Source organism: Aquirufa sp. (assembly GCF_044377215.1).
Lineage (GTDB): Bacteria > Bacteroidota > Bacteroidia > Cytophagales > Spirosomataceae > Aquirufa.
In genome coordinates this window covers 61,141-86,911 of the sequence record NZ_JBILJM010000009.1, presented here as the reverse complement: position 1 = coordinate 86,911, position 25,771 = coordinate 61,141, and the positions used below count along the sequence as shown (strand labels likewise).

Genomic DNA, 25,771 nt, shown 5'->3' with positions numbered 1-25,771 from the left:
AATGGGCAAGATCAATTTGATTGATTGGAAATTTGATTTGAATAATCGCTATAATATTTGGTCAGGGATCATTGGCGGTTTCTTTTTGCAACTCTCCTATTTCGGAACGGACCAAAGCCAAGTGGGCCGTTACCTTTCTGGACAATCTGCTACACAAAGTAGAAAAGGCCTGTTGCTGAATGGCTTTCTGAAAATCCCGATGCAATTCTTCATTTTACTTGTGGGTATTTTTGTCTTCATCTTTTACCAGTTTCATGAGCCACCGATGTTTTTCAATAAAAATACGGAGGCGGTTTGGGTGAAGCAGGCAGATGCGAAGCAAATCAATCAAGCGAAAACGGCTTTATTTGAAGCCAAGAAAAAGGCCGAATTAGCATTAGTCAATGCCATCGACCACAACCCGACTGCGGTAGCGCCCTTGAAAAACGAGATTAATTCCTTGCATGAGCGTCAATTGAAACTACGCGAAGAAGCAGTTTCCTCGATGGAGAAGTCGGCCGTTTCCTTTGAACCCAATGACACCAATTACATTTTCTTAACCTACATCATTGATCATTTGCCCATCGGGATCATTGGATTTTTGATTGCGATGATTTTGTTATCGTCTATGGGATCGATGGCATCCGCATTTGGTTCATTGACCTCGACTAGTATGGTTGACGTGTATCAGCGATTTGTCAATCCCGAGGCAAGCAACAAGCATTATTGGTGGGCATCGAAAATAACGACTTTAGGCTGGGGAATTTTGTGTTTAATTGTGGCTCATTTTGCGACCAATATGGGTAGTTTGATTGAAGTGGTGAACATTCTTGGTTCGTGGTTTTATGGAACGATACTGGGTATATTCTTATGTGCCTTTTATTTACCGGCAACCGAAGGCAAACATGTATTCTGGTCGGCATTGCTCGCCGAAATCATTGTCATCGTCGCGTGGTATTATGAGTTAATGGCCTTCTTATGGTTAAATGTACTCGGCTGCTTATTGGTCATGATTTTTTCTATTATTTTGCAACAAATAGACCGATTGCGGGCGCATGCTGTTTAATTCATTTTCCTTTCTTGTCTTCCTTCCCATCGTGTATGCGCTGTTTTGGGGTGTGCATTATGCCAAAGGCATCGAGCAAAAACTCAAATGGCAACATGCCATTTTATTGATCGCCAGCTATTTTTTCTATGCCTATTGGAATATTTGGTTTCTCGTGCTGCTCATTTTTTCGACCAGTTTAGATTTTTATTCAGGCCAAAAAGTCGCCAACAAATCGAGCCGTTTGGGCAAAAAAACATGGTTTTGGCTTAGTATAGGCGTTAATTTTGCGCTACTCGGATTTTTTAAATACTACAATTTTCTCGTTTCTAGCTTGGCCGATTTAGCTCAGTCGATTGATTGGAGTTGGGAACCCACGCTTTTGTTGATCACGTTACCTGTGGGTATTTCCTTTTATACCTTTCACGGACTGTCCTATGTCATAGATATTTACAAGGAACGAATCAAACCCGAAAAAGACATGCTGGTCTACGGTTTATTCGTCTGCTTCTTTCCTTTATTAGTGGCAGGACCGATCGAGCGAGCCAATCACCTGATTCCACAATTGAAGGAGGAAAAGAAGTTTAATCGAGCGCAGAGTATCTTCGGATTGCAACAGATGTTGTGGGGATTTTTTAAGAAAATTGTGATTGCGGATAATTGTGCGGTGTATGTGAATCAGATATTTGGCCAACAAGAATCCCTGAATTCCGCTAGTTTAATAGTAGGAGCCGTTTTGTTTTCCTTCCAAATTTACGGTGACTTTTCGGGCTATTCAGATATTGCATTAGGCACCGCGCGTCTGTTTGGTATTGAGTTACTGAACAATTTCAACTTTCCATATTTTGCTAAAAACGTGGCTGAATTCTGGAAGCGTTGGCATATCTCATTAACCTCATGGTTCCGAGACTATTTATATATCCCGTTGGGTGGCAACCGCGTCTCGAAATTGCGCCGGGTCGGCAATACCTTAACGGTATTTTTAGTCAGTGGTTTGTGGCATGGAGCCAGCTGGACCTATGTTTTTTGGGGATTCTTGAATGGCTTATTTTTAGTGCCTCAAGCAGTGAGCAAGCGATTTATGTGGGTGTCTCAGTCGAAACTCGTTTCCGGATTACGGATACTAATCACGTTCAGTATCGTGACCATATTCTGGGTGTTTTTTAGAGCCAAAAGCATCTCGGAGGCATTCGCGTATTTGGCGGGGATGGTCCAACACGGCGGCTGGATACCTGATATTTCAGGTAGAAAAAATCTGGTGATTTTGAGTGTTCTGATTGTAGGATTTATGGGGATCGAGTGGTTAGGCCGACATACCCTTAGTCCGTTGGTTCGAATCAATGCCATCAGAAACCGCTGGGTTAAATGGACATTTTATTACAGCTTGATGGTATTAATCTTATATTTCTACCGCGGGAATGACCAGTTTATTTACTTTCAATTCTAAAGACAATGAAACACTTCTTACGTGATTTAATGGTGTTTTTAGGTGTTTTTGCCCTACTTTTCCACGCTTACCCCGAGTTCCAATATTGGACCAAAAGGTATCAAACGGATGTGGCAGGTACGGAAGTGTATGAAGTACTTGCGGCGAGCAAATCCAAACTTAAAAAGAGAAAGTTGGTGATCGGCGATAGCGTTGCCAAACAAGTCCTGGATTCATTGGCGAATGATTCAGCCTTAGTATCACTCGCGTCCAATCAGGCTATTTCGATGGCGGGACAATATGTGATTGCTGTTCAGGCGCTGGCAGCAAATCCATCCGTGGACACCTTAGTATTAATCTATCATCCGTTCAGTTTTCAAAATAATTTAGCGAGCCCATTGAGCTTTCATTATTTTGTGAAGCCTTTTTATACGGAAGAAAATATGCCTTTGTTTAGTAAGCTGGTGAAGCATCAGGTTGAGGCAATTCCCTTTTATTTCTTGGCACGATACCGACCGGTATTAACAAGCAATTGGTCACCATCTTTCGAGGGGGTATCGGACGAAAATAGGCTATTTTCTTCTATTTCGAGGGAATATGTGTTGCAATTGCAACAATTATGCACCCAAAAAGGGGCAGTATTACAGATTATATCTCCGCCGATTAATGAGGTTTTCAAGGCGCAGGTTATGGCTTCGCGTACCCAATTTAAAGGGATCCCTGGCTATATTGATTCATGGTATTTCTATGCGTCCGCTAATTTCCTGTCGGATCAAATCCACATAAAGCAATTTGATTTTTTAAAAGATAGTCCATGGAAAATGACTGGACTGATTCGCTAATTTTAATGAGAACTTAATTGGGATTACAGGTTTTTCATCGAATGACCGTTGTTTTTGCATCGAATCAATAACCGCTAAGCCCTTCGTTATTTTACCAAAAACCACATATTGCTTATAGAATCGAGCGGCTTGCTCCGTATTCGTAACGATGAAAAATTCTGTGGGCGAAGATGCTTTTTGTGGATTTCCCTCATCATAGCGAGCCATAGCAATTGCGCCTCGGTCAGGGGTTAAATGATCTGGATATTCAGCAGGAACTAGATAGGCCAAACGATCCATAAATTCTCCACCACCTTGCATTCCTATTTCATAGACGTTCCGATAAAAATAGCGGTCCGTGAAATAGCCCATCTTTACGAGACGAACAAAATTAATGCGGTGCAGCGGAGTTTCGTTCGCTAAGGTTATTTCAAAATTCCCTAGACGGGTTTCCCCTAGAATTTTAGTTTCAGGAAATTGCGAGGATTGCGCACGTAAATCCTTTTCCACTTGAGTGGGATCAACGTTGTAATTAGGCTTACAAGCAACTACAAAAAATAACAAAAATATGAACCGCATACCTAGCTTTGGCAAACCTTGGAGGATTGCCAAAGCTATAGGGAATTTGGGACAAAAAAAAGGGAGCCGAGGCTCCCTTTAAAATTTATCAACTACTAGATTATGCGGTCTTCACTTTCTTACCAAAGAAATATAAAGCGGCAAATGCAACAATCAAGATAGCTGGGAAAAGCAACATATTTGATAAAGTTGATTGCCCTGCAGCTAGATCAGCGACGTCGCCAACCAACCCTTTACTTACCGCAGCTGCTTTGTTATCATCTATCCAACTACCAATGATTGGTTGAAACATAGAAGAAGAAAACATACCAATACCTCCTAAAATGGAAAGCCCTAAAGCTCCTGTTTGTGGCATTGTTTCGGCTACATAACCAAGCATGTTTGGCCAGAAATAACAGATTCCCAATGCGTAAATAAACGCAGCGAAATATAAAGTTGAACCAGACATTGTACTCATTAAATATAATCCTGCTAATGCGAATATCGCTGAAACCAATAACACACCCATTGTGTTAATTTTAGCAATAATTGGACCTGCAAAATAACGACCTACAGCCATCAAGCCTGTTACTAAAGCGAGAATTAACATCGGACTAGCACCTGCTTTGGACAAAATCGGCCCCACCCATTGTTGTGGTCCAAATTCTGAAATAGCCGTTAATGCCATACATGCCGCCATAAACAAATACAATGGATTTAACATGGCTTTAAAGTTATCCAATGTTGAATTTGCACTGACTCTTGGCTTTGGAAATGCTTGTCCAAAGAATAAATACGCATAAATAACGGTAGGAATGATAATAACCCAAACTTGCGCTTGCCATGTCATCGCAGAATCAGTCATGAACTTTGAAATTAACGAGCCCACCACAATTCCACCTGGGAACCACATGTGAAAACGATTTAATTTACTGCTCATTTCATTACCCGTATATGCATCAGCAATCATCGGATTACAAGCTGCTTCGGTACAACCATTACCTAAACCGATCAATAATGTAGAAATCAACAAGGTGTTGTAATCAACCGCATAAATGGTCAGTAAAATACCTAAAGCGTGAGCCACTAAGGCAATTTGCATAATCAACTTTGGCCCAATAGAGGTATAAAAAACACCCCCCAAAATCATGGAAATAGGAAAACCAAGAAACCACATTTGATTTATATGACCTAATTGCTCATTGGATAAATTTAATTCCGTTCCTAACTGCGGTAAAATACCTGCCCGGATACTAAAAGAAAAGGCAGTCGTAATGAGCGCGAAGCAAGAAGCCAAGAATAATCGATTGGCATTAACAGTTTGATTCATAATAGTTTAGTTTTAGTTAAAAGGTTAGAGAATTTGTAATCTTAAAAAAATTAAATTATAAATTGGAAAAATCGTACCAAAAAAACAAAAAGATTTTTAAATTCCGACATAAAATATGATTTATTTTGAAAAATTTCTTGAAATCTGCTCTTTGGAAAGGGTAATTTAATCAAATTAAGCCCTATTTTTGTAATTATCTAAATCTATCAACATATGATCCAAGGTGGAACATCCACGACAGCAGCTAGTCGGCGCGGAAGAAAATTAAAAATGGGCATGATCGGTGGAAGTACCGAAGCTTTCATAGGTGCCGTGCACCGCAGAGGTGCGCAATTAGACGGCGAAATCGAATTAGTTTGTGGCGCATTCAGCTCCAATCCAGAGAAATCAAAATCAACAGGTGAAGCCTTATATCTTCCAGAAAACCGTGTTTACGGTTCGTATGAAGAGATGATCCTAAAGGAAAAAGAGTTACCAGAAGGCGAGCGTATGGATTTTGTATCTATTGTTACTCCTAACCATGTGCATTTTCCTGCAGCTAAATTTGCGCTTGAAAATGGGTTTCATGTGGTTTGCGATAAGCCAGCTACATTGAATTTGGCAGAAGCTAAAGAACTGAAAAAAATCATCGATAAATCAGGTTTGATTTTCGCATTGACACATAATTATACCGCGTATCCGATGGTCAAAGAGGCCAAACACCTCGTTGACACGGGCCAATTAGGCGAAATTCGTAAGATAATTGTCGAATATCCACAAGGCTGGTTAATTGACTTAGTGGAAGCTACTGGTCAAAAACAAGCCGCTTGGCGCACAGACCCTGAGCGTTGCGGTGCTGCTGGAGCGATCGGTGATATTGGTACGCACTGCGAGAACTTAATCGAATACATCACGGGATTACATATCACAGAACTTTGCGCGGATCTGACGATTTTCGTGGAAGGACGTTTATTAGATGATGATGGCAACATTTTGCTTCATTATAATAACGGTGCCAAAGGCGTTTTACATTGCTCACAAATCTGTAACGGAGAAGAGAATGATTTCAATTTCCGTATTTACGGAAGCAAGGCAGGAATTACGTGGCATCAAATGGAGCCAAATACATTGACAATTCGTACACGCGATGATGGAGCACGTACGATTCGTACGGCAGTAGGTCATTTGTCGGCAGCGACGAATGCACATTCACGCCAACCGGCCGGACATCCAGAAGGTTACGTAGAAACGTTTGCGAATATTTACCGCAACTTTGCTTTTGCCGTAAGAGCCCGTTGGGCTGGCAAACCACAAGATCCCATGTTTGATTTCCCAGGCATTGACGAAGGAATTATGGGCATGGCATTCATTGAGAACGTGGTTCGTTCCGCCAAAGACAACCAGAATAAATGGACAAAATTTGAACTATAATAGATCATGACTAAAATTAAAGTAGGTATCGTAGGTACCGGATTTATCGGACCCGCACACATCGAAGCGCTTCGCCGCTTACCCAATATCGAAGTTGCTGCACTTTGTGAAGTAACCATTGAATTAGCCGAGGCAAAAGCGAAACAACTAGGAATTGGCCGTTGGTATACCTTTGAAGACTTATTAAAACAAGACGATATCCAATGTGTACACATCTGTACACCCAACTTCCTGCACTATTCACAATCAAAAGCCGCTTTATTAGCTGGTAAGCACGTAGTTTGTGAGAAACCTTTAGCCAAAGATTTACATGAGGCTGAGGAGTTAGTGGAATTGGCAGCAAAAACAGGTTTGGTGAATGCGGTTCACTTCAACTTACGTTATTATCCTTTGGTACGTCAAATGAAAACCATGCGTGAAAAAGGCGATTTGGGCGAAGTTTATTCGATCATCGGTAGCTACTTGCAAGATTGGTTGTTCTATAATACGGATTACAACTGGCGTTTAGAGCCAGATAAATCAGGCGATTCACGTGCGATTGCGGACATCGGATCTCACTTATTGGATGTGATTGAATACATCACAGGTTTGAAAACGGTGGAAGTAATGGCCGATTTCAACACAGTTCACAAGGTACGTAAGAAACCTTTGAAGCCGGTGGAAACGTATTCAGGTAAAATGTTACAACCGGAAGATTATGCGGATGTGGCTATTAATACGGAGGATCATGCCAATGTATTATTGCGTTTCGACAATGGAAACCGTGGTTGTGTGACGGTATCTCAAGTTTCAGCGGGACGTAAGAACCAATTGAAATTAGAAATTTCAGGATCTAACAAAACATTTGCGTTTAACTCAGAAGCGCCAAACGAAATGTGGATCGGTAACCGTGATCAAGCGAATCAAGTGTTAATGCGCGATCCATCTTTGGCATATCCAGAAGCGACGGCATTAATGACATTCCCAGGAGGTCACAATGAAGGATTCTCGGATACATCGAAGCAATTATTCAAGGAAGTTTATGCGGCTGTTGAGGCAGGTAAGCAACCAGAAAATCCGAAATACCCGACATTTGCCGACGGATACCGCGAGCTATTAATTTGCGAGCGTATCTTGGATTCGACACGTTCACAAAAGTGGGTTAAAATCTAAACCGTTAATAATATGAATACGATCAAAGGGCCAGCGATATTTTTGGCACAATTTATGGGGGATGAAGCTCCCTTCAATTCATTAGATAGCATCACGACGTGGGCGGCATCTTTGGGTTATAAAGGCGTTCAAATTCCTTCATGGGATTCGCGCTGCATCGATTTGCAAAAAGCGGCAGAGTCTAAAACCTATTGCGATGAAATCGTGGGGATGTTGGCTGCCAAAGGCTTGCAAATCACCGAATTATCGACTCACCTTCAAGGACAATTGGTTGCCGTAAATCCGGCATACGATTTAGGATTTGACGGATTCGCTCCGGATTCGGTTAAGGGAAATCCGAAAGCACGTACCGAATGGGCGGTCCAACAATTAAAATATGCGGCGAAAGCGTCCCAAAACATGGGTTTGAATGCGCATGCGACGTTCTCGGGAGCATTAATGTGGCACACGGTTTACCCTTGGCCACAACGTCCTGCGGGATTAGTGGAGCAAGGATTTAAGGAATTAGGGCGCCGTTGGTTGCCAATTTTGAATACCTTCGACGAATGTGGCGTTGATTTATGTTATGAGATTCACCCAGGTGAAGATTTGCATGATGGCGTGACGTTTGAGATGTTTTTAGATGAGGTCAAAGGCCACAAGCGCGCGAACTTATTATATGATCCATCGCATTTTGTGTTGCAGGCATTGGACTACAGACAATATATCGATTTCTACCACGAGCGGATCAAAATGTTCCACGTAAAGGATGCAGAGTTTAACCCAACAGGTAAGCAAGGTGTTTACGGAGGATACCAATCTTGGATTAACCGTGCGGGACGTTTCCGTTCTTTAGGTGATGGCCAAGTGGATTTCAAGAGCATTTTCTCGAAATTAACACAATACGGATATGACGGTTGGGCTGTTCTTGAATGGGAGTGCTGCATCAAAGATCCGGTTCAAGGAGCGACAGAAGGTGCACCCTTTATTTCAAGCCACATCATCAAGGCGACTGAAAAAGTGTTTGATGATTTCGCGGGAACGGGAGCTGACGAAGAGCTGAATAAGAAGATTCTAGGCCTATAGTCTATATTCGACTATCCCAGTAAACTGATAAAAAGCCCTTATACTAACGCATATGGGCTTTTTTGTTGGCGTAAAAGTTAAAAAAACGTAACGCTGCCGGGGTCTCCGACCCCGGCAGCGTTTACCCCCACCTGCTAAGTTTCAGAAAAAACGCACGAAACACAAACCGCTGGTACGATTATCAAATTCTTGATAAAATACTATCCCAATGGCAGTAAGCTAAATTTAGATTACTAATATTTAAAAACGATGTGTCACAGAAACTGAAATTAAATAATCAGCAAATGCAGCATCTCCGTGTCGACCAGTTTTCCAATCATTTGCACTCTTAATTCGATTACGATGTGTGGCAATGGGAACTGAAACAAAATAGGTATTTTTCAAAGAGGAATAGCTCAATCCAGGTTCAATAGACACAATGTAACCAGGCCTACGGAAACCATCACTGCCTCCCAGCAAATCATAAGCAGGGACACCTTCAATGCGTGAACCCAAGGTGGCACCAATTCCAGCTTTAGCTGAAACTACATAATTTAATCCTACACGAGCTGCGTATTGATCAGGCGCCGACATATATTGCACCATCGGATCAGTTACAGTTCGATCGGGAGCTACATTGGATGCTGAATTTACATTTCTAGGATTAGACAGATAGAACCCATTATAGTATAAAGATGTACGTGAAAATAATTGTTGATATCCCTGCAATTCCAGATTAAACCCAAGACCACCATCTCCTAATTGAATTGATTGATCTACAGCTTTAGTAATTGTATAGTCTGTACCATCCGTTCTACGTCTATGAAATTCATCTTGCACATTCCAATTACCTGTTGGCAACTTTACCGCAAATCCAACTGAAAAATTTCCTTTCATATGTTCAATCGGATCCAATACCCAATAAGAAGCTGTTATTCTAGCATCACCAATTCCATTTGATTGTGTAGCAAAACGCTTTTGCATTGGATTCCCAGCTATAGCATTCCCATAATGTTCATATAATGACGTTCGATTATTAAACGTCAAAGGCAAATTAAATGCCAATAAGAATCGATCTGTAACCGAATAGTTTACACCAAAATCAAATGCTTGTTGGTCATTAATTACATTATTACCCGCAGCTTCTCGTTGAGGTTGATAAACAGCTCCAACGTAATGTTTGTATGAATGAAGATTTCTAAATCCCATCGAAATTTGCCATTGTCCCGGGTGCATCATTGCATGACCATTCGTTCCTGTTCCTACTGAACAACTCATTCCTCGAACAGCAACACAACCTTGACTAAATACACTACTTGGCAATACTCCAATCAAAAGGAGTACTAATAAATATTTTTTCATTATGCTTAAAATTTTAAATACGTAAAATACCCTTTGATAAATACCAAGGGTAAATAAAGAGTATCGAAAAAATTAAGCTTGCCTCGGCGGCGCGAAGAAATCAGCTGAGATCGCTGTAGTAGCTAAAACGGAATGAGATGGCGCTAACGAACTAGTAGGCCATTCCATAATATAAAGAACCCATGCAGACGCATGCGCACAATATTCTTTCACTAACGTATTGATTAATTTAGATTTGGCAGGAGCCTTTTCCGGTTGGTCCGACATATGCTCATTCATTTGAGCAGCTAAATCCAAGAAACGATCACGTGCATTTTGATCCGCCACCAACGTTGTGACCAATTTACCATCGATGACCTGTTGGTCCTTCATCTGGTAGAAGTTATCCCCTTGACGAATTTCACCTGAAACTTCTTGTGGTACATCCCAATCCATTGCGTAAGGCAATGAAATAGGCATTTCAACGACAATGGTCTCTCCAGCAGTAAATGTACTCGAATCCAGAGAAACGTAACGCAATGCAAATCCACCTGCTTGATACAGGAGAACAAACAATAGCATTATGGAGAGGATTCTTTTCATTTTTACTTGGCGAAAATACGCTATTTTTCAATAACAGTCCCCAATTCCTGTGAAATACTTTTCTGAATATCCTTCAATGTGATGAATTCAAGCAATAAATCATTCATGTCATTGCGATCTCCCGTATATTTTTCCATCCGCTCCATCACATCTTGTAACTGCTGGTCATTATACACTTTCCGCAAACGCAATACATTTTTATAGGCCAAATCCTCCAACATCTCATGATCTTCCCTTACCCGAATTTCATGTCGGTCCTTCCAAACCGTCGACAAAGTATGTTTATCCGACGACACATCTATCGCAAATCGCTGAATCTCCTCATTGCCATGATGTAAATAAAATTCAGGACCTAACACGCGCTTTGACGCAAATTCTTGTTGGCATATCCCCAAAATCTCCACAAACAACGGCGTCTGAAATTTTACATCGTCTAACTCATGCAACAAATATTCCATCAAGGTGTGACCAGGTGCTTTTTCCGGATCTACCTCCAAATGACCAAAATTCACAAGCAAACGAATGCACTCCGATTCTTGGTAAAAAGCTAGACTCTGAACTTCCGCAGAAGCTTCCTCTTCCGCTGCAAAAAGCGCGTTCATATCTACCTCATTTTGCGGGGATATGCTTTGAGGCGCAGATCCTGCCGACCGCTGATTCATCTTCTTCAAATGAATCTTATTCATTTCCGCTAGCAGTACATCTTCCTCCAAACGCATCATCTGAGACGTTTTTTGAATGAATAAGCTACGCTGTATGGCATCCGGTATTTTAGAAATACTTTGGACCATCTCTTTAATAAGCTCCGCTTTTTTAAATGGATCATCTCCAGCTTCCTTCATAAAGAGATTCGCCTGGAACGAAATCACATCCCGCGCTTCTTTTTGAATGTATTCAATAAATGCCTCACTACCGATCGAGCGCACATACGAATCTGGATCTTGGCCTTCCGGAAATACGACTAAATTGACTTGCAATCCTTCCTCCAAAATCAAGTCCATTCCTCGTAAGGCCGCCTTAATTCCAGCTGAATCCCCATCATACAAAACGGTCACGTGATTCGTAAACCGACCGATCAACTTAATTTGTTCAATGGTCAAGGAGGTACCTGAAGAAGCAACGACATTTTTAATGCCCGCTTGATGCAAGGAAATTACATCCGTGTAACCTTCTACGAGGTAACAAATATCTTTTTGGCGAATTTCATTCTTCGCCTGTGCGATACCATAGAGAACGGCCGATTTATGATAAACTTCTGTTTCGGGCGAATTGAGGTATTTAGCTTGGTTCTTCGCGTCTGATTTTAAGATACGTGCACCAAAGGCAATCACCTTTCCTGCCACACTGTGAATCGGAAAAATGACCCGATTCCGGAATCGATCATATACCTTTCCTTCCTCGTTTTTATTGGTAACTAAACCCGCCTTCTCAATAATTTCTTGGCTAAAACCCTGTTTTAGTGCCGTTTTTAAGAACACATCCCATCCCTCCGGACTATAGCCTAAATCAAAAGCCTGAATTGTGGCGTCTGAAAATCCGCGTTCCTTGAAGTAAGGCAGCGCAATCGAACGACCCTCTTCGGAATCAATTAATTGTTTTTTGAAAAATTCTTTGGCGAACTCGAGCATGATCAATAAACTCTCGCGCTCATTTTGACGCTGAAGCTGATCATCCGTCATCTCCTCCTCCTGAATATCGATGCCGTATTTTTTGGCTAAATGACGTAATGCCTCTCCGTAACCTAAACCTTCAATGTCCATAATAAACCGGACTGAATCTCCTGCTTTTCCACAACCAAAACATTTATAGATTCCCTTGCTCGGTGATATTGAAAACGAAGGCGTTTTCTCGCCGTGAAACGGGCAACAAGCCCAATAATTGGCTCCCTTTTTCTTGATTGTCACATAATCCCCGATCACGTCTGCCACGGCAGCCGTTTGCTTTATTCGCTCAACGGTTTCGGGATCAATGCGCATATTATAATAATAAACCGGCTAATGTGGCTGATAAATAGGACGCTAATGTCCCGGCAATCAAGGCCTTAAAGCCTAATTTCGCTAAGTCAGATCGGCGCGACGGAGCTAATTCGCCAATACCCCCAATCTGAATCGCAACGGATGAAAAATTAGCAAATCCACACAAAGCAAAACTGGTAATGGCAATAGTTTTAGGATCCAACGTGTCCTTCAATTTCACCATATCTAAGTAAGCTACAAATTCATTCACGACCATTTTCTTACCCATCAAGGCCCCAGCTACTTCCACATCTTGAGATGGTACGCCCATAGCAAATGCAAAAACAGAGAATACTTTGCCTAAAATCAAGTTCATCGAAAGCGACGGCATATTAATCAAAGATCCAATTTGACCTAAACCTAAGTCAACCAAAGCAATTAAGGCAATAAATCCAATCAACATCGCTATAACATTCAATCCCACCTTCAATCCTTCACTAGCTCCAGCTGCAATCGCGTCGACTAAATTCGCATGTGATTTTGTGATGTCCATCTTCACCATACCTTCGGTCTCCGACTTCTCAGTCTCTGGAAAAATTATTTTCGAAATCACCAACGCTCCTGGCGCAGCCATCAAACTAGCGGCCAATAAATACGCGGCAGGAACGCCTAAGGAAATATATACCGCCATGACACCACCTGCGATACAAGCAAATGATCCCGTCATCGAAGCCATGAGCTCCGAATTCGTCATGTTTTTCAAATAGGGCTTAATCATGATTTGAGCCTCCACTTGACCCACAAACGTAGAAGCAACATTGGACAAAGCCTCCGCGCCACTCACACCCATCAACCAGTGTACACCTTTTCCCATGGTCGAAACGACCCGTTGGAGCACACCCAAATGATAAAACATATTCACTAAAACAGCAACAAAAATGATGGTAGGAACAACTTTGAAAAAGAAAATATATTCATTCCCTGGACCGAAAGCTTTGGACATCAAATTTCGATCCACCAATGAACCAAATACGAAAGCGGCCCCCTTATCAGCTTGACCTAATAACGTATTAATTGAATCACCTAACCACTGGAATGTCACTCGTCCGATTTCTGTCTTCAATATAAAAACAGCCAAGGCTACTTGTAATAATAATCCAACACCAACTGTGCGGTAATTTATTGCCTTTCGATTATTGGACATTAAAAAAGACACGCCCAAAATCAGAACGATACCTAATAAACCTGTAAATCTCTCCATTTATGTTGTTGTAAGGGTATTGGTGTAAGTTGCAAATGTAATCTCCTCAATTAAATCTTCCTCACTAATTGTATAAAACTCTTGATGAATATTAAATGGTTCATCACTCTCAACCTTCCAATAGGTACCATCTTCCTGCATTTCATAGGAATTAACCGTGTCACGCAAGTTCCAATCCAAAATCGTAATGGCCATGTTTTTGGCGCGCGGATTCACTAATTCAAACAATGATTCGATCCTGCGATCAAAGCTTCGCACCATCACGTCCGCGGAGCCGCCATAAACTTTTGGTTCTCCAGCGCGATGAAAATAGTATAAACGCGTATGCTCCAGGTAATTACCCACGATGGATTTAATGAAAATATTTTCCGATAAACCTTCCCGCTGCGGACGAATACAGCAAATACCTCGAATAATTAATAAAACAGGAACACCCGCCTGCGAAGCTTTGTACAAAGCCTCCATCGTATCCAAATCTTGTAACGAATTAATCTTCCAGCAAATCCCCGCCGCCAAGCCTTGTTTATGATTAGTTATTTCCTGATTAATCATTTCAATCAAACGATTCCGCATATCCCGCGGTGCCGTAATTAAATGCTCATAATGTGTAGGCATCGAATGCCCCGTAATTACATTGAAAAACTCCGAAATATCTTGGGTAATACGCGAATCGGTTGTCAGCAACCCTAGGTCGGTGTACAACTTCGCCGTATCCTCATTGTAATTACCTGAAGATAAGTGCGCATAACTCATCACATGCGTGCCCTCATTACGGATGACCTGCAGTAACTTGGTATGCGTTTTTAAACCTGGAATTCCATAAATCACGAAACATCCGGCTTTTTGTAAACGAGTCGCCTCCCGAATATTATTTTCCTCATCAAAACGCGCCTTCACTTCAAAGAGTACCGAAACGTGCTTGCCCTGTTCTGCCGCGCGCAACAATGCACCTGAAATCCGTGAATTTTTTGAAATACGATACAACGTGATTTTAATTGCCAAAACATGTGGATCCTCCGCTGCTTGCTCCAACAATTGAATCACGGGCTCAAAGTTATTATACGGATGATGCAATAAAATATCACCACGTTTCATCGTCTCGAAGATGTCGGTGATTTGCACCGACTTCAACCCTAGGGGAGGAACAACAGCCGGATTATGAGCCAGTTTAGATTTAAATTCCGGGTACTTCAATATTTGCCAGAATGCAGTAAAATCCAAAATAGATTTTTTGACAAAAATGTCCGACTTATCTAAATTCCATCGCTTCAGCATCTCGCCTAGTAGAAATTCAGAATGTTCCGATTCCACTTCGACACGCGTGACACGACCTAAGCGGCGGTCTTTAATTTTCTTCTTGATTTCATCAACAAAATCAGTTTCCGCATCTTCATGCTCAACTAAATCAAAATCCCCATTTCGGGTAATCCGAAATAAAGAGGTCGATTCAATCTCCACATTTCGGTATAAAATCTGAAGATGATGTCGGATGATTTTTTCAATAGATAAAAACAATACCTTATCGTCCCGCTCGATTACATAAAAACGCGTTAAGTTTAACGGTATTTGTACAAACGAAATTTTTCGATCTTTTTCCGGTTTACCTTTCGGGCTAATTTTATCGGTGAATCCAATGGTAACCACACCAAAAATCAACGTTTTAGCCAATAAACTAGGGAAAGTATGCGTATGGTCAAAGACCATCGGCGTTAACATCGGATAAATTGTCCGATTAAAATACGTTTCAACATCGGCAATTTCTTCAACCGTCAAATCTTCTAAAGAAGCTAAGCTCATCCCATTTTCAGGAAAAAGTGGCAAAATTTCTTCGATAAATAAGCGGTGTTTTTCGACACTAAACTCCTTTGCCGAGGTGATTAAAGCTTGCTTAAAAGGCGTTTCGCGCAATCCACAATAATCGGTACGCTCCTTACCAAAGTCGATGTAATTATATAATGAGCCCATTCGAATCGTAAAGAACTCATCCAAATTAGAGGCCGTAATGGCTAAAAACTTCAATCGATCAAATAAACTTTTGGAAGAATCGCGCGCTTGATCCAAAACACGCTCATCAAATTTCAACCAAGAAATATCGCGTGAAATATAGCGAGACTTCGCAATGGTCTCCTGAGCTTTTTGTGCCGACTTCTCTAGCTTACGCACCGCATCCCGCGGGGCCACTAAATTAACCTTCCAATTTTTAGGCTTCAGGAACGACAAAAGATTCCCATTTGGGGAATCTTCTGACGCTTTGATTATTTTATCTAATCTTGAATTACTCATGCTTACGTTTTTGGAATTTGGTTTTTAATCGCCTCATAATCAGAACCCAAGCGACTTGTCTCCAAGGCCAAGAATTTCTGAAGCTCCAAATTAAATATTCGTTTTTCATCAACTGTTAAGGAATCATAAAGATCCTTCAACTCTTGATTTATCGATCGTTTTTCCTCCTCAGTATCCGCATGTATGCCACGCAAATGATAAGATTTGAAATCAAATTCCATCGACCTAAACGTCTACTTTTGCGTATTTGGCATTCTTCTCGATGAAATCACGACGTGGTGCAACTTCATCCCCCATCAACATCGAGAATAATAGATCGGCCTCAATCGCCGACTCAACAGTTACTTGCTTCAAGGTACGGGACTCTGGATTCATGGTTGTTTCCCATAATTGCTCCGCATTCATCTCTCCAAGACCCTTATAGCGCTGAATACCAACACTCTCCTCTTTTCCACCGGCAGCTAATTCCTGAATAGCTAATGTTCGCTGGTCTTCCGTCCATACATAGCGAACTTGTTGGCCTTTCTTCACCTGATACAAAGGTGGCTGTGCAATATAAATACATCCACGATCCACCAATTCCCGCATGTAACGGAAAAAGAATGTCAAAATCAACGTACGAATGTGACTACCGTCGATATCCGCATCGGTCATAATGATCACCTTGTGATAACGCAATTTATCCATGTTCAATGCACGTTCATCTCCATCTTTTCCGAAAGAAACGCCCAACGCAGTAATCATGTTTTTAATCTCCTCGTTCTCGTAAATACGATATTCTTGTGCTTTTTCTACGTTCAAAATCTTACCACGTAAAGGCAAAATCGCTTGGAAAGCACGGTTACGACCTTGTTTGGCAGTTCCACCCGCCGAGTCTCCCTCGACAAGGTAAATCTCACAAGTTTCTGGATCATTATCCGAGCAATCGGCTAGCTTCCCTGGCAATGAGTTTGAACCCAAAACCGTTTTTCGCTGAACCATCTCACGCGCTTTACGAGCAGCATGACGCGCTTGTGCAGCTAAAATAACTTTAGCAACGATTTGACGCGCTTCTTTTGGATGCTCCTCTAACCAAGACTCAAGCATGTCCGACATGGCTGACGAAACGGCACCTGAAACTTCACCGTTACCTAATTTGGTTTTCGTTTGACCTTCAAATTGCGGCTCAGCTACTTTAACCGAAATAACGGCTGTTAAACCTTCACGGAAGTCATCTCCAGCGATATCAATTTTTAATTTCTCTAAAGCACCCGATTTATCTGCGTAGTTTTTCAAGGTACGCGTTAACGCGCCACGGAATCCCGCAACGTGCGTTCCGCCCTCAATCGTGTTAATGTTGTTTACATACGAGACCACATTTTCTGTGTACGATGTGTTGTACATCATGGCTACCTGAACGGGTACGCCATTTTTATCGCCTTCCATGTAGATAGGTTCGGCCAACAAAGGTTCACGGGTAGCATCTAAATACAATACAAATTCACGCAAACCACCCTCTGAGAAAAACTCCTCTGAACGAGCCTTACCCTCTTCATCTAATTCACGCAAATCGGTCAATTCCACACGGATACCCGCATTTAAAAATGACAACTCACGCAAACGTCCCGCTACTGTTTCGTATTTATATTCTGTTACCGTAAAGATTGACTCATCCGGTTTGAACAAAACCGAAGTCCCTGTACGATCCGTTTCCCCTACTTCCTTGACAGGATATTGCGGAACACCAATCTTATATTCTTGTTGGAAAATTTTACCCTCGCGGTGTACGGTCACTTTTAAATCGGTCGACAACGCATTCACACAGGAAACCCCCACACCGTGAAGACCCCCAGAAACTTTGTATGTATCCTTATCAAACTTTCCTCCGGCGTGAAGTACCGTCATAACAACTTCCAAAGCAGAACGCTTTTCTTTCGTGTGCATGCCCGTAGGTATACCCCGACCGTTGTCTTCAACTAAAATAGAATTATCTGTGTTGATTGTTACTTTGATCTTGTCGCAATGACCTGCTAACGCCTCATCAATTGAGTTGTCGACAACCTCCCAAATCAAATGATGAAGACCCTTGAAACCGGTATCACCAATGTACATGGAAGGACGCTTGCGAACCGCCTCTAAACCTTCTAATACTTGAATATTATCTGCACCATAATTTGCCCGATCTTGAGCTGATGTATCTTGTGCTTCTGACATAATATAATTTAAATGAGTTGAACGAGCGCATTACTTTGCCCATTTTTAATTGTTGAATTTTAGCCTTAAAAATATACTTATTTACCGAAAAATCCTAATGCTTAAAGTGACGAATTCCCGTCATGACCATCGCGATATCATTTGCATCGCAATACGCGATGGAATCTTGATCTTTAATCGAACCACCTGGCTGCGTTACAGCTACAATACCGGCATTTCCAGCGATTTCCACGCAATCTGGAAATGGGAAAAATGCATCCGATGCCATAACAGCTCCATTTAAATCAAAACCAAATTCTTTCGCTTTTTCAATGGCTTGTTTCAAAGCGTCCACGCGTGATGTTTGACCTACACCCGATGCCAATAATTGACCATCGTTCGCTAACACAATCGTATTTGATTTCGTATGCTTACAAATCTTTAAAGCAAATGCCAATGCCCGCATCTGCTCGTCTGTAGGAACACGTTTAGTTGCAGTTTTAAAGTCGGCAATTCCCTCCATCACCAAATCCTTATCTTGCTCTAAAACGCCGTTCAACAACGTCTTGAACATTTTCTTAGGGAATTCCACCGACTTGCGTTTCAATAAAATGCGATTCTTTTTGGTTTGTAAAATCTCCAACGCCTCCGCTGTAAATGAAGGCGCAATTAAGATTTCACAGAATAATGGATTGATTGATTCCGCCGCCGCTTTATCTACTTCTTTATTGGTTGCCAATACACCACCAAACGCCGAAACTGGATCGCAAGACAATGCCTTATCGTAAGCTTCTTTCACTGTTTGGCCCGTTGCCACACCGCACGCATTCATGTGCTTGATGATCACAAAGGCTGTCTCATTAAATTCATCCAACAAACTAATGCAGGCATCCACGTCCACTAAGTTGTTGTAGGATAGTTCCTTGCCGTGAAGTTTATCGAACAAGGCCGACAAATCTCCGTAGAAGGTGCCTTGTTGGTGCGGATTCTCCCCATACCGCAACCCATTCGCTGGCAAGCTCGTATAGTTCGCTAAATCCGCCGACTCCCCTGCAAAATAACGCTGGATCGCTCCATCGTAATGCGATGAAACGGCAAATGCTTTTTGCGCAAAGCTTCTACGTTCCGCTAGGGTTGTTGACGACGTTCCATGTGCCGCAAAAATCGCTGATACCTCTGCGTATTGATCACGCGAAGAAACGATTAACACATCGTTGAAATTTTTCGCACCTCCACGAATTAAGGAGATGCCACCAATGTCTATTTTCTCAATAATATCCTCATCTGAAGCTCCGGATGCCACCGTTTCTTCAAACGGATATAGGTCAACCATCACCAAATCCAACGCCGGAATACCATATTGCTTTGCTACCTCAACATCTTCTTTCAAGTCCCGACGGTGTAAAATACCGCCAAAAACCTTCGGATGTAAGGTTTTTACACGTCCACCAAAGATCGAAGGATAGCCCGTCAAGTCTTCCACGGCAATCACTGGAATGCCTAAATCTTCAATAAATGATTGGGTTCCACCGGTGGAATATAGGGTTACTCCGTTCTTATGAAGTTCTTGGATGATCGGGGCTAAACCGTCTTTGTAATAAACCGAAATGAGGGCTGATTGGATTTTCTTTAATGACATGGGGCTTGGTAAAAATTGAAGCCACAAATGTACGCAATAAGCGCTACTTTGGCAAGCCATTTTCGTGGCTTTACTTAGCTTTGGCAAACCTTAAAGGTTTGCCAAAGCTCAACGGGGAAATCTATTTTTTAGTATAATTCTCGTAACGCAACAAACCCTCCAAATAGTAATAATCCGCGTAAATTAGGGGCACATCGATCTCGGAATTGAGGGATTTTGCCCCTACGCAATGTTTTATCAAGAAGTTGTTATTCTCACCCAATGCCGCACGATATACAGGACTTGATAATGACTCCAACATCTTCACGGCATCTGCATAGTAACGCTTGCCTTTTTGACCCGAATACGTACTCAATTCAAGCAATGCTGAAGCGGCAATTGCACCTGCCGAAGCATCGCGCTCTTCGTTCGGAATATTGGGTGCAAAAAAGTCCCAATAAGGGATTTTATCAGCAGGTAAATTCGGGTGATTAATATAGTAATCTGAAATCTTTTGCGCGAAATCCAAGTACTTTTTATCCTTCGTATTGCGGTACATTTCTACGTAACCGTACATCGCCCAGGCGTGGCCGCGGGTCCAACAAGACTCATCTTGGTACCCTTGGTGTTGTTTTTTGGCCAAAACCTTTCCATCCACATCGTATAAAATCACATGGTAACTGGAATTATCTGGACGAAAATGATGCTTCATGGTATTGTCGGCATGCGTCAATGCAATCTGACGAAAACGCGGATCCCCGGTCTCCTTAGAAGCCCAGAATAATAGATCCAAATTCATCATATTATCGATGATTACAGGATACTTATAGCCTCCTTTGAAGCTATTCCAAGATTTGATTAAGCCAATATTTGGGTCAAAACGGGTTGCCAAAGATTTGGCAGATTGAATCAATACCTGCTTATATTCTGGGTCTTTGGTTAAACGCAAGCCATTACCAAAAGAATCAAACATCATGAATCCCAAATCATGGGTCCCCGTATTGTATTGTTCTTTCTTCACAGCTGCCGTCCATAAACGTGCCGCTTTCTCCCATTGCGCATCGTGCGAACGCTCATATAACTGCCACAAACCGCCAGGAAAAAATCCAGAACACCACCAACTAGATGGCATATTCCGATAGGTTCCGTCTGGCCTAGCTGAATGGACGGTAACGGAGGTATCTGGCTGCGCGGCCAACATCCGTTGATATTGTTGTTCGGCTAATTTGAATTGCTTGTTGACATCAATTTTTTGTGCCAAAACCGAAAGGGGCAAAAGAAGGGCAAATAGGAGTGATTTTTTCATAGAATAAAAATTTAGTCGCTAGTCATCAGTCGCTAGTCACTAGTTAAATTAAATATATACTTACTTCTTAACTCTAATCTCTAACTTCTCAACTGATAGACGCGAAGTATCGCGTCTCTACATATCCACAGTCTGACGTCTAACGTCCAGCGTCTACCTCCCCATCCATCCCCCATCTACCGTCAAAATAGTCCCGTGCACATAGTTAGAAGCCTCGGAGGCTAAGAAAACGACAGGCCCTTTGAAGTCATTGGGTTCACCCCAACGGCCCGCTGGAATACGTCCTAAAATGGAGGTACTCCGCTCCTTATCTTCGCGCAAAGCTGTGGTATTGTCGGTTGAAATATAACCTGGTGCGATGGCATTTACATTAATACCTTTGCTGGCCCATTCATTGGCCAGCGCCATCGTCAAACGGGCAATTCCGCCTTTGCTGGCCGCATAACCTGGCACGTTGATACCTCCTTGAAAACTTAATAATGAGGCCGTGAAAATGATTTTTCCGGCGCCATGAGCGATCATCGTGCGACCTATTTCCCGACTCAAGATAAACTGAGACGAAAGGTTAACTTCCATCACTTCATCCCAATATTCGTCGGAGTGCTCGGCGGCCGGATCGCGTAAAATAGTTCCTGCATTATTGACTAAAATATCAATGCGCGGATAATCACGTAACACAGCTTTGATAAAATCGTATAAAGATTCGCGGTCCGAAAAATCCGCTTGATACGCCTTAAATTTACGTCCTAAGGACGTGACAGCCTTTTCAATAGCTGACCCATTTAATTCCAAAGTAGCCGAAACTCCAATGATATCCGCACCTGCCTCCGCAAGCCCGATCGCCATCGCCATCCCAATCCCTTTTTTACATCCGGTCACGAGCGCGACCTTACCGCTTAAATTAAATGTTTGCTGCATATTATTCATTTGGAGTAATAAGCCAATAACCCTGCTTATTTACTCATGCTTATTTCTCAATCACCTGAATTACTTGTTGGGAATCCTTCAGTGCCTCGTAGGCAATCACCCACGATTTTCCATTCCATTTGATCGCAGGATACGAACAATCATAAGCTGGATCGGATACAAACGATTTCTTCAAATTTCCTTTGGCATCTTTAACAATTAACCCAATCTGCTTATAGTATCGCTCACCCTCCTGCTTAATTTCGGCATACACTAAGGCCGTCTCTCCTTTCGAATTCGATGCTAATTGGGGCATCCGAATTTTATCTCCCTTCAAATGTAAAATCATCTTTTTATTGGACTGATAGGCCCATTTTACACCCGAAGACCCTTCGGCACCCGTATACCAAGCCGCCTCTAAGCCTTTCGCACCACGTACCAATGACGGACCTGCATGCGGACAGGCATTTACTTTCCAATGGTCTTCATATAAAGGCACCGATTCCGTATACGTTTTCCCAAAATCCGACGAGTGTACATAACCCATATCACGCTCCCCCTTGTCATTCAAATCGCGGTAAATCACATCCACATTCCCTTTTGCGTCGGCTAAGGCATCGATCCGACAACATTCACAGGTTTGGCGATCCAAAATTTTCATTTCACCAAATCCCTGACCCGGACTTGTACTTGCTGTTACCAACGTACGACCTTTGGGACCTACTTTGACATCCAACCAATAAGCTCCCACTTCCCCATTGGGCAAAGAAATAATCTTACCAAACGAATGACTCAAACCTGCCGCGGTGTCTTTGTGGATGTATTGAGGTTTTTGCCAAACACCATTCACCTCCATCGCATACAACAAATCGCCATTAAAACGAGACGCTGCTGTAGGTCGGTTCATTTCATACAAAAGGATACAGGTGCCGTCTGCTTTGTAAGCCAACTTAGGCATTCCCTCTGCATGCGTAGAGGCTTTTTTGTCAATTGGGACTTGCTCGGCAGGCCCCTGATTGACTTTTCTGAAAAACAAAACTCCATTGGCTGATTTCTCTACCCAAGATAACACGACATCGCCGTTTGATTTCAATGCAAAAGAGGGGTCCAACGCCTGATTAGCTGGGTTAGACACCGTTTGCGCGAAAGAAACTTGCGCAACGAAAACAAGTAAAAGGATTAGTTTTTTCATTTTTTGAATAGTTGGAATACATCGATTTGAAGCCCTAAAACAAACGTACGAGGTGGCGCAGGCGTATACGTCGCTCTGTCGGTTGAATTATTTCCACGGGTAGCCGCGGATGCATATAATGCGTCTCCCAGATTTAGGACATTGGCAAAAATTTGATAGGCTTTATAGGTATACCCCGTCCGTAAATTTAAAACGGATGCCCCCTCATAGCGTCGTGTGTTCACTTGATTCTCAAACCAAGGACCAATCCTTTGCCATTCCAATGCGATGCGAGCACCTTTGTATTTATACGTCACTTCTGAATTTGCAATGAAATTAGGTGCCTGGGGCATCTCTTTTCCGTTCACATTTTTAATTGCATCTGCCGCACGCGTACTTAACACAAAATCGACAAACGTATGTTTGGCATTTGTTCCGCCAAAACGGAAGTTCCAAGCGTCATTTGGTCGGTACGTGATTTGATACTCAATCCCCTCATGAAGTGTTTTTCCCGCCGACTGAAAATCGGTGGTATTATCCGGCTGGCGGATGCCCAATAACTCATTCTTTCCTTCCAAACGGTAAAACGTATAATCAAAATACAGTTTATTCGAAAACAAGGATGCCCAACCGCCCACTTCATAATTAGCGAAAACAGCTGGATCAATACTTAAATAAAATTTCTCTCCCGTCGCCGCAACTTGTGAAGCGGGTCTAGGGCGAAAAACTGCTGATAAAGCAGGAGGCGCAAATCCATTGGAAAAATTACCGTAGAAACCGACGTTCGAACTAGCCTCATACGTGACACCCAATTTCGGTGAAAACTGAGCATAGTTTTTTGTACCTGTTGACTTGTCGATGAAATTGGTGTAATCAAACGACATTTGATCAAAGCGCCCACCGATGGACAAACGTAGTTTATTCACAGGTTGTAAATCAAATTGCGCGTAGGCAGCTTTGTTCCAAATAAGTGCCGAATAATTGCTCAAAAAGCTCGTGGGCAACACTTCCTTAATTGTAAATTTTTCAACTGAACGTTTATCTGGCCTCAAAGTGGCATTTAAATTTATTCGATATGCCCAATAGTCATTGGGTGAGCGATCGAGTAAAAAACCGGCTACCAACTTTGAATTGAGAAATTCAAATGACTGATTGTGCTGGCCCATGATTCCAAAACTTTGGAAGCTATTTTCATTTATTTGACCAGATGCACTGAGCGAAGGTGGAGCCCATGAAATCAAGTAAGATGGATTTTGACCTAACGCATTATCCCGGTAAAACGCCGTAAGACTTGAATTCGAGTTTTTACTCCAGTTATGCTCCAGCGTCAAACGGGAACGAGATGAGAAGGACGCGCGGTAAGTAAAATCCGCCGGGCTTTGGTATGTTCGCGAATAAAAACCGGTGCTATCGATATTACCGCCTGTTTGCGAAAAATAGTCGTTATAGGCAAATGAACCCCATAATTTGGTGTTAGGAGTAAACTGATAATCCAAACGGACATTGACAGAAGTCTTATCGAAATCTGAATTGGAAGCCCAAGATCCTTGTTGGCGAGCAACATACCCACCTGTCATAACGGACCACTTCTTACCCAATTGCGCGCCAGCCGTAAATTGAACACGGCCATAGCCCCACTGGTCAAGCTGATATCCGACTTGAGCGGTAGGAATTCCTGGAGCTGTTTTGGTGATCAAATTAATCGCGCCACCCACTGCCTCTGGGCCATAAAGTGAGGACGCTGGCCCCTTGATAATCTCGATTGAATTTAAGCCAAGAATGTTGGATTCAATCAAGGCATTGTGATTAAAAACGCCTAAAGGGCGTAATGGCAAGCCATCTTCCAAGTATAAAAAATAAGCACTTGTGCCAAAAGGAAAGCGTATTCCCATCCCATGTTGTTCGTTGTTGTAGTTCAACATGACTACCCCAGGAACCTTATTGATCAATTCAGTTAATTGGATCGCTCGCGTATCTTGAATCAAGGCTGATCCAATTTTGTGAATGGCCACCGGTGTTTCTGCCCGCGTCGCTGCTTGTCGGGATGCGGTTACCACCACCGATTCAAGTGTTTGTGAGGCCTCTTCTAAGAAGATAACTCCCTCAGCACGTGTATTCGCTGTTTGATAGCCTAAGGCAGACACAGTAAATTCACCATTTTCTTTTACATCAAAATCCCCTCTTTCATTCGAAATGGAAATAATTTTATCGCCCTTTTTGAGGCTTGCACCTACGATAGGTTCATTCGTAATCGCGTTTAATACCTTCACGGTATTTTGTTGGGCATTTGCCACAAACGAAAGCAGCAAGCCCATGAATAAACATATATTTTTCATGTATTCTTAATTAAAATGAATATTGCCCGCATTGAAAAATGCAGGTAAACAAGT

Annotated in this window: 19 protein-coding genes and 1 pseudogene; 6 read left to right on the top strand and 14 right to left on the bottom strand. The window is 42.2% G+C overall.

The window, feature by feature from the left end; all coding sequences use genetic code 11:
- The 3 genes and pseudogenes from ACIQ6T_RS04825 to ACIQ6T_RS04815 all read left to right on the top strand — a co-directional run.
- A pseudogene (locus ACIQ6T_RS04825) lies at positions 1-1,045 on the top strand (sodium:solute symporter); the annotation flags it as partial.
- Positions 1,035-2,471 (top strand): MBOAT family O-acyltransferase, encoded by a 1,437-nt coding sequence (locus ACIQ6T_RS04820; RefSeq protein ID WP_395784770.1) that lies wholly within the window; start codon positions 1,035-1,037, stop codon positions 2,469-2,471. The pseudogene ACIQ6T_RS04825 and the gene ACIQ6T_RS04820, both read left to right, overlap by 11 nt.
- A gap of 5 nt (positions 2,472-2,476) precedes the next feature.
- Positions 2,477-3,292, top strand: a complete 816-nt coding sequence (locus ACIQ6T_RS04815; protein ID WP_395784769.1) for a hypothetical protein — start codon at positions 2,477-2,479, stop codon at positions 3,290-3,292.
- On the opposite strand, the gene ACIQ6T_RS04810 is transcribed toward ACIQ6T_RS04815, so the two are convergent.
- Positions 3,251-3,850: a peptidylprolyl isomerase gene (locus ACIQ6T_RS04810; RefSeq protein WP_395784768.1), complete on the bottom strand. Its 600-nt coding sequence runs from the start codon at positions 3,848-3,850 to the stop codon at positions 3,251-3,253. The two genes, ACIQ6T_RS04815 and ACIQ6T_RS04810, sit on opposite strands and share 42 nt — an antisense overlap.
- Positions 3,851-3,950: 100 nt before the next feature.
- Positions 3,951-5,159, bottom strand: coding sequence for an MFS transporter (locus ACIQ6T_RS04805; RefSeq protein ID WP_395784767.1), 1,209 nt, complete (start codon positions 5,157-5,159; stop codon positions 3,951-3,953).
- Between the two features lie 270 nt (positions 5,160-5,429).
- On the opposite strand from ACIQ6T_RS04805, the gene ACIQ6T_RS04800 reads away from it, so the two are divergent.
- Genes ACIQ6T_RS04800 through ACIQ6T_RS04790 form a run of 3 tightly spaced genes read left to right on the top strand, consistent with a single transcriptional unit; the run spans position 5,430 to position 8,786 of the window.
- Entirely contained in the window at positions 5,430-6,569 is a 1,140-nt protein-coding gene (locus ACIQ6T_RS04800; protein WP_395784774.1) for a Gfo/Idh/MocA family protein, read from the top strand.
- Positions 6,570-6,575: 6 nt separating this feature from the next.
- Positions 6,576-7,721, top strand: a complete 1,146-nt coding sequence (locus ACIQ6T_RS04795) for a Gfo/Idh/MocA family protein (protein ID WP_395784766.1) — start codon at positions 6,576-6,578, stop codon at positions 7,719-7,721.
- 12 nt (positions 7,722-7,733) lie between these two features.
- Entirely contained in the window at positions 7,734-8,786 is a 1,053-nt protein-coding gene (locus ACIQ6T_RS04790; RefSeq protein ID WP_395784765.1) for a sugar phosphate isomerase/epimerase family protein, read from the top strand.
- 240 nt (positions 8,787-9,026) lie between these two features.
- On the opposite strand, the gene ACIQ6T_RS04785 is transcribed toward ACIQ6T_RS04790, so the two are convergent.
- The 12 genes from ACIQ6T_RS04785 to ACIQ6T_RS04730 form a co-directional block, all read right to left on the bottom strand.
- On the bottom strand, positions 9,027-10,127 hold the full coding sequence (locus ACIQ6T_RS04785; RefSeq protein WP_395784764.1) for a hypothetical protein: 1,101 nt from the start codon (positions 10,125-10,127) through the stop codon (positions 9,027-9,029).
- A gap of 72 nt (positions 10,128-10,199) precedes the next feature.
- The gene (locus ACIQ6T_RS04780) at positions 10,200-10,709 is read right to left on the bottom strand and encodes a hypothetical protein (RefSeq protein ID WP_395784763.1); all 510 of its coding nucleotides are present in this window, start codon (positions 10,707-10,709) and stop codon (positions 10,200-10,202) included.
- 20 nt (positions 10,710-10,729) lie between these two features.
- The gene (gene dnaG, locus ACIQ6T_RS04775) at positions 10,730-12,685 is read right to left on the bottom strand and encodes a DNA primase (protein WP_395784762.1); all 1,956 of its coding nucleotides are present in this window, start codon (positions 12,683-12,685) and stop codon (positions 10,730-10,732) included.
- Between the two features lies 1 nt (position 12,686).
- Complete coding sequence (locus ACIQ6T_RS04770) at positions 12,687-13,925, bottom strand: NupC/NupG family nucleoside CNT transporter (RefSeq protein ID WP_395784761.1); 1,239 nt, start codon at positions 13,923-13,925, stop codon at positions 12,687-12,689.
- Positions 13,926-16,208, bottom strand: coding sequence for a polyphosphate kinase 1 (gene ppk1, locus ACIQ6T_RS04765; protein WP_395784760.1), 2,283 nt, complete (start codon positions 16,206-16,208; stop codon positions 13,926-13,928).
- Between the two features lie 2 nt (positions 16,209-16,210).
- Entirely contained in the window at positions 16,211-16,429 is a 219-nt protein-coding gene (locus ACIQ6T_RS04760) for a hypothetical protein (protein WP_395784759.1), read from the bottom strand.
- Positions 16,430-16,433: 4 nt separating this feature from the next.
- The gene (gene gyrB, locus ACIQ6T_RS04755; protein WP_395784758.1) at positions 16,434-18,401 is read right to left on the bottom strand and encodes a DNA topoisomerase (ATP-hydrolyzing) subunit B; all 1,968 of its coding nucleotides are present in this window, start codon (positions 18,399-18,401) and stop codon (positions 16,434-16,436) included.
- Positions 18,402-18,495: 94 nt separating this feature from the next.
- Positions 18,496-20,019 (bottom strand): bifunctional phosphoribosylaminoimidazolecarboxamide formyltransferase/IMP cyclohydrolase, encoded by a 1,524-nt coding sequence (gene purH, locus ACIQ6T_RS04750; protein ID WP_395784756.1) that lies wholly within the window; start codon positions 20,017-20,019, stop codon positions 18,496-18,498.
- Positions 20,020-20,140: 121 nt separating this feature from the next.
- Positions 20,141-21,304 carry a glycoside hydrolase family 88 protein gene (locus tag ACIQ6T_RS04745; protein ID WP_395784754.1) on the bottom strand — a complete coding sequence of 388 codons (1,164 nt, stop codon included), beginning with the start codon at positions 21,302-21,304 and terminating at the stop codon, positions 20,141-20,143.
- A 153-nt stretch (positions 21,305-21,457) separates the two neighbouring features.
- A complete protein-coding gene (locus tag ACIQ6T_RS04740) occupies positions 21,458-22,222 on the bottom strand; it encodes an SDR family oxidoreductase (RefSeq protein WP_395784752.1) in 765 nt (254 codons plus the stop codon).
- 49 nt (positions 22,223-22,271) lie between these two features.
- Positions 22,272-23,402, bottom strand: coding sequence for a hypothetical protein (locus ACIQ6T_RS04735; protein ID WP_395767458.1), 1,131 nt, complete (start codon positions 23,400-23,402; stop codon positions 22,272-22,274).
- On the bottom strand, positions 23,399-25,717 hold the full coding sequence (locus ACIQ6T_RS04730) for a TonB-dependent receptor domain-containing protein (RefSeq protein ID WP_395784750.1): 2,319 nt from the start codon (positions 25,715-25,717) through the stop codon (positions 23,399-23,401). Before ACIQ6T_RS04730 ends, ACIQ6T_RS04735 begins: the two co-directional genes overlap by 4 nt.
- Between the last annotated feature and the right edge of the window lie 54 nt (positions 25,718-25,771).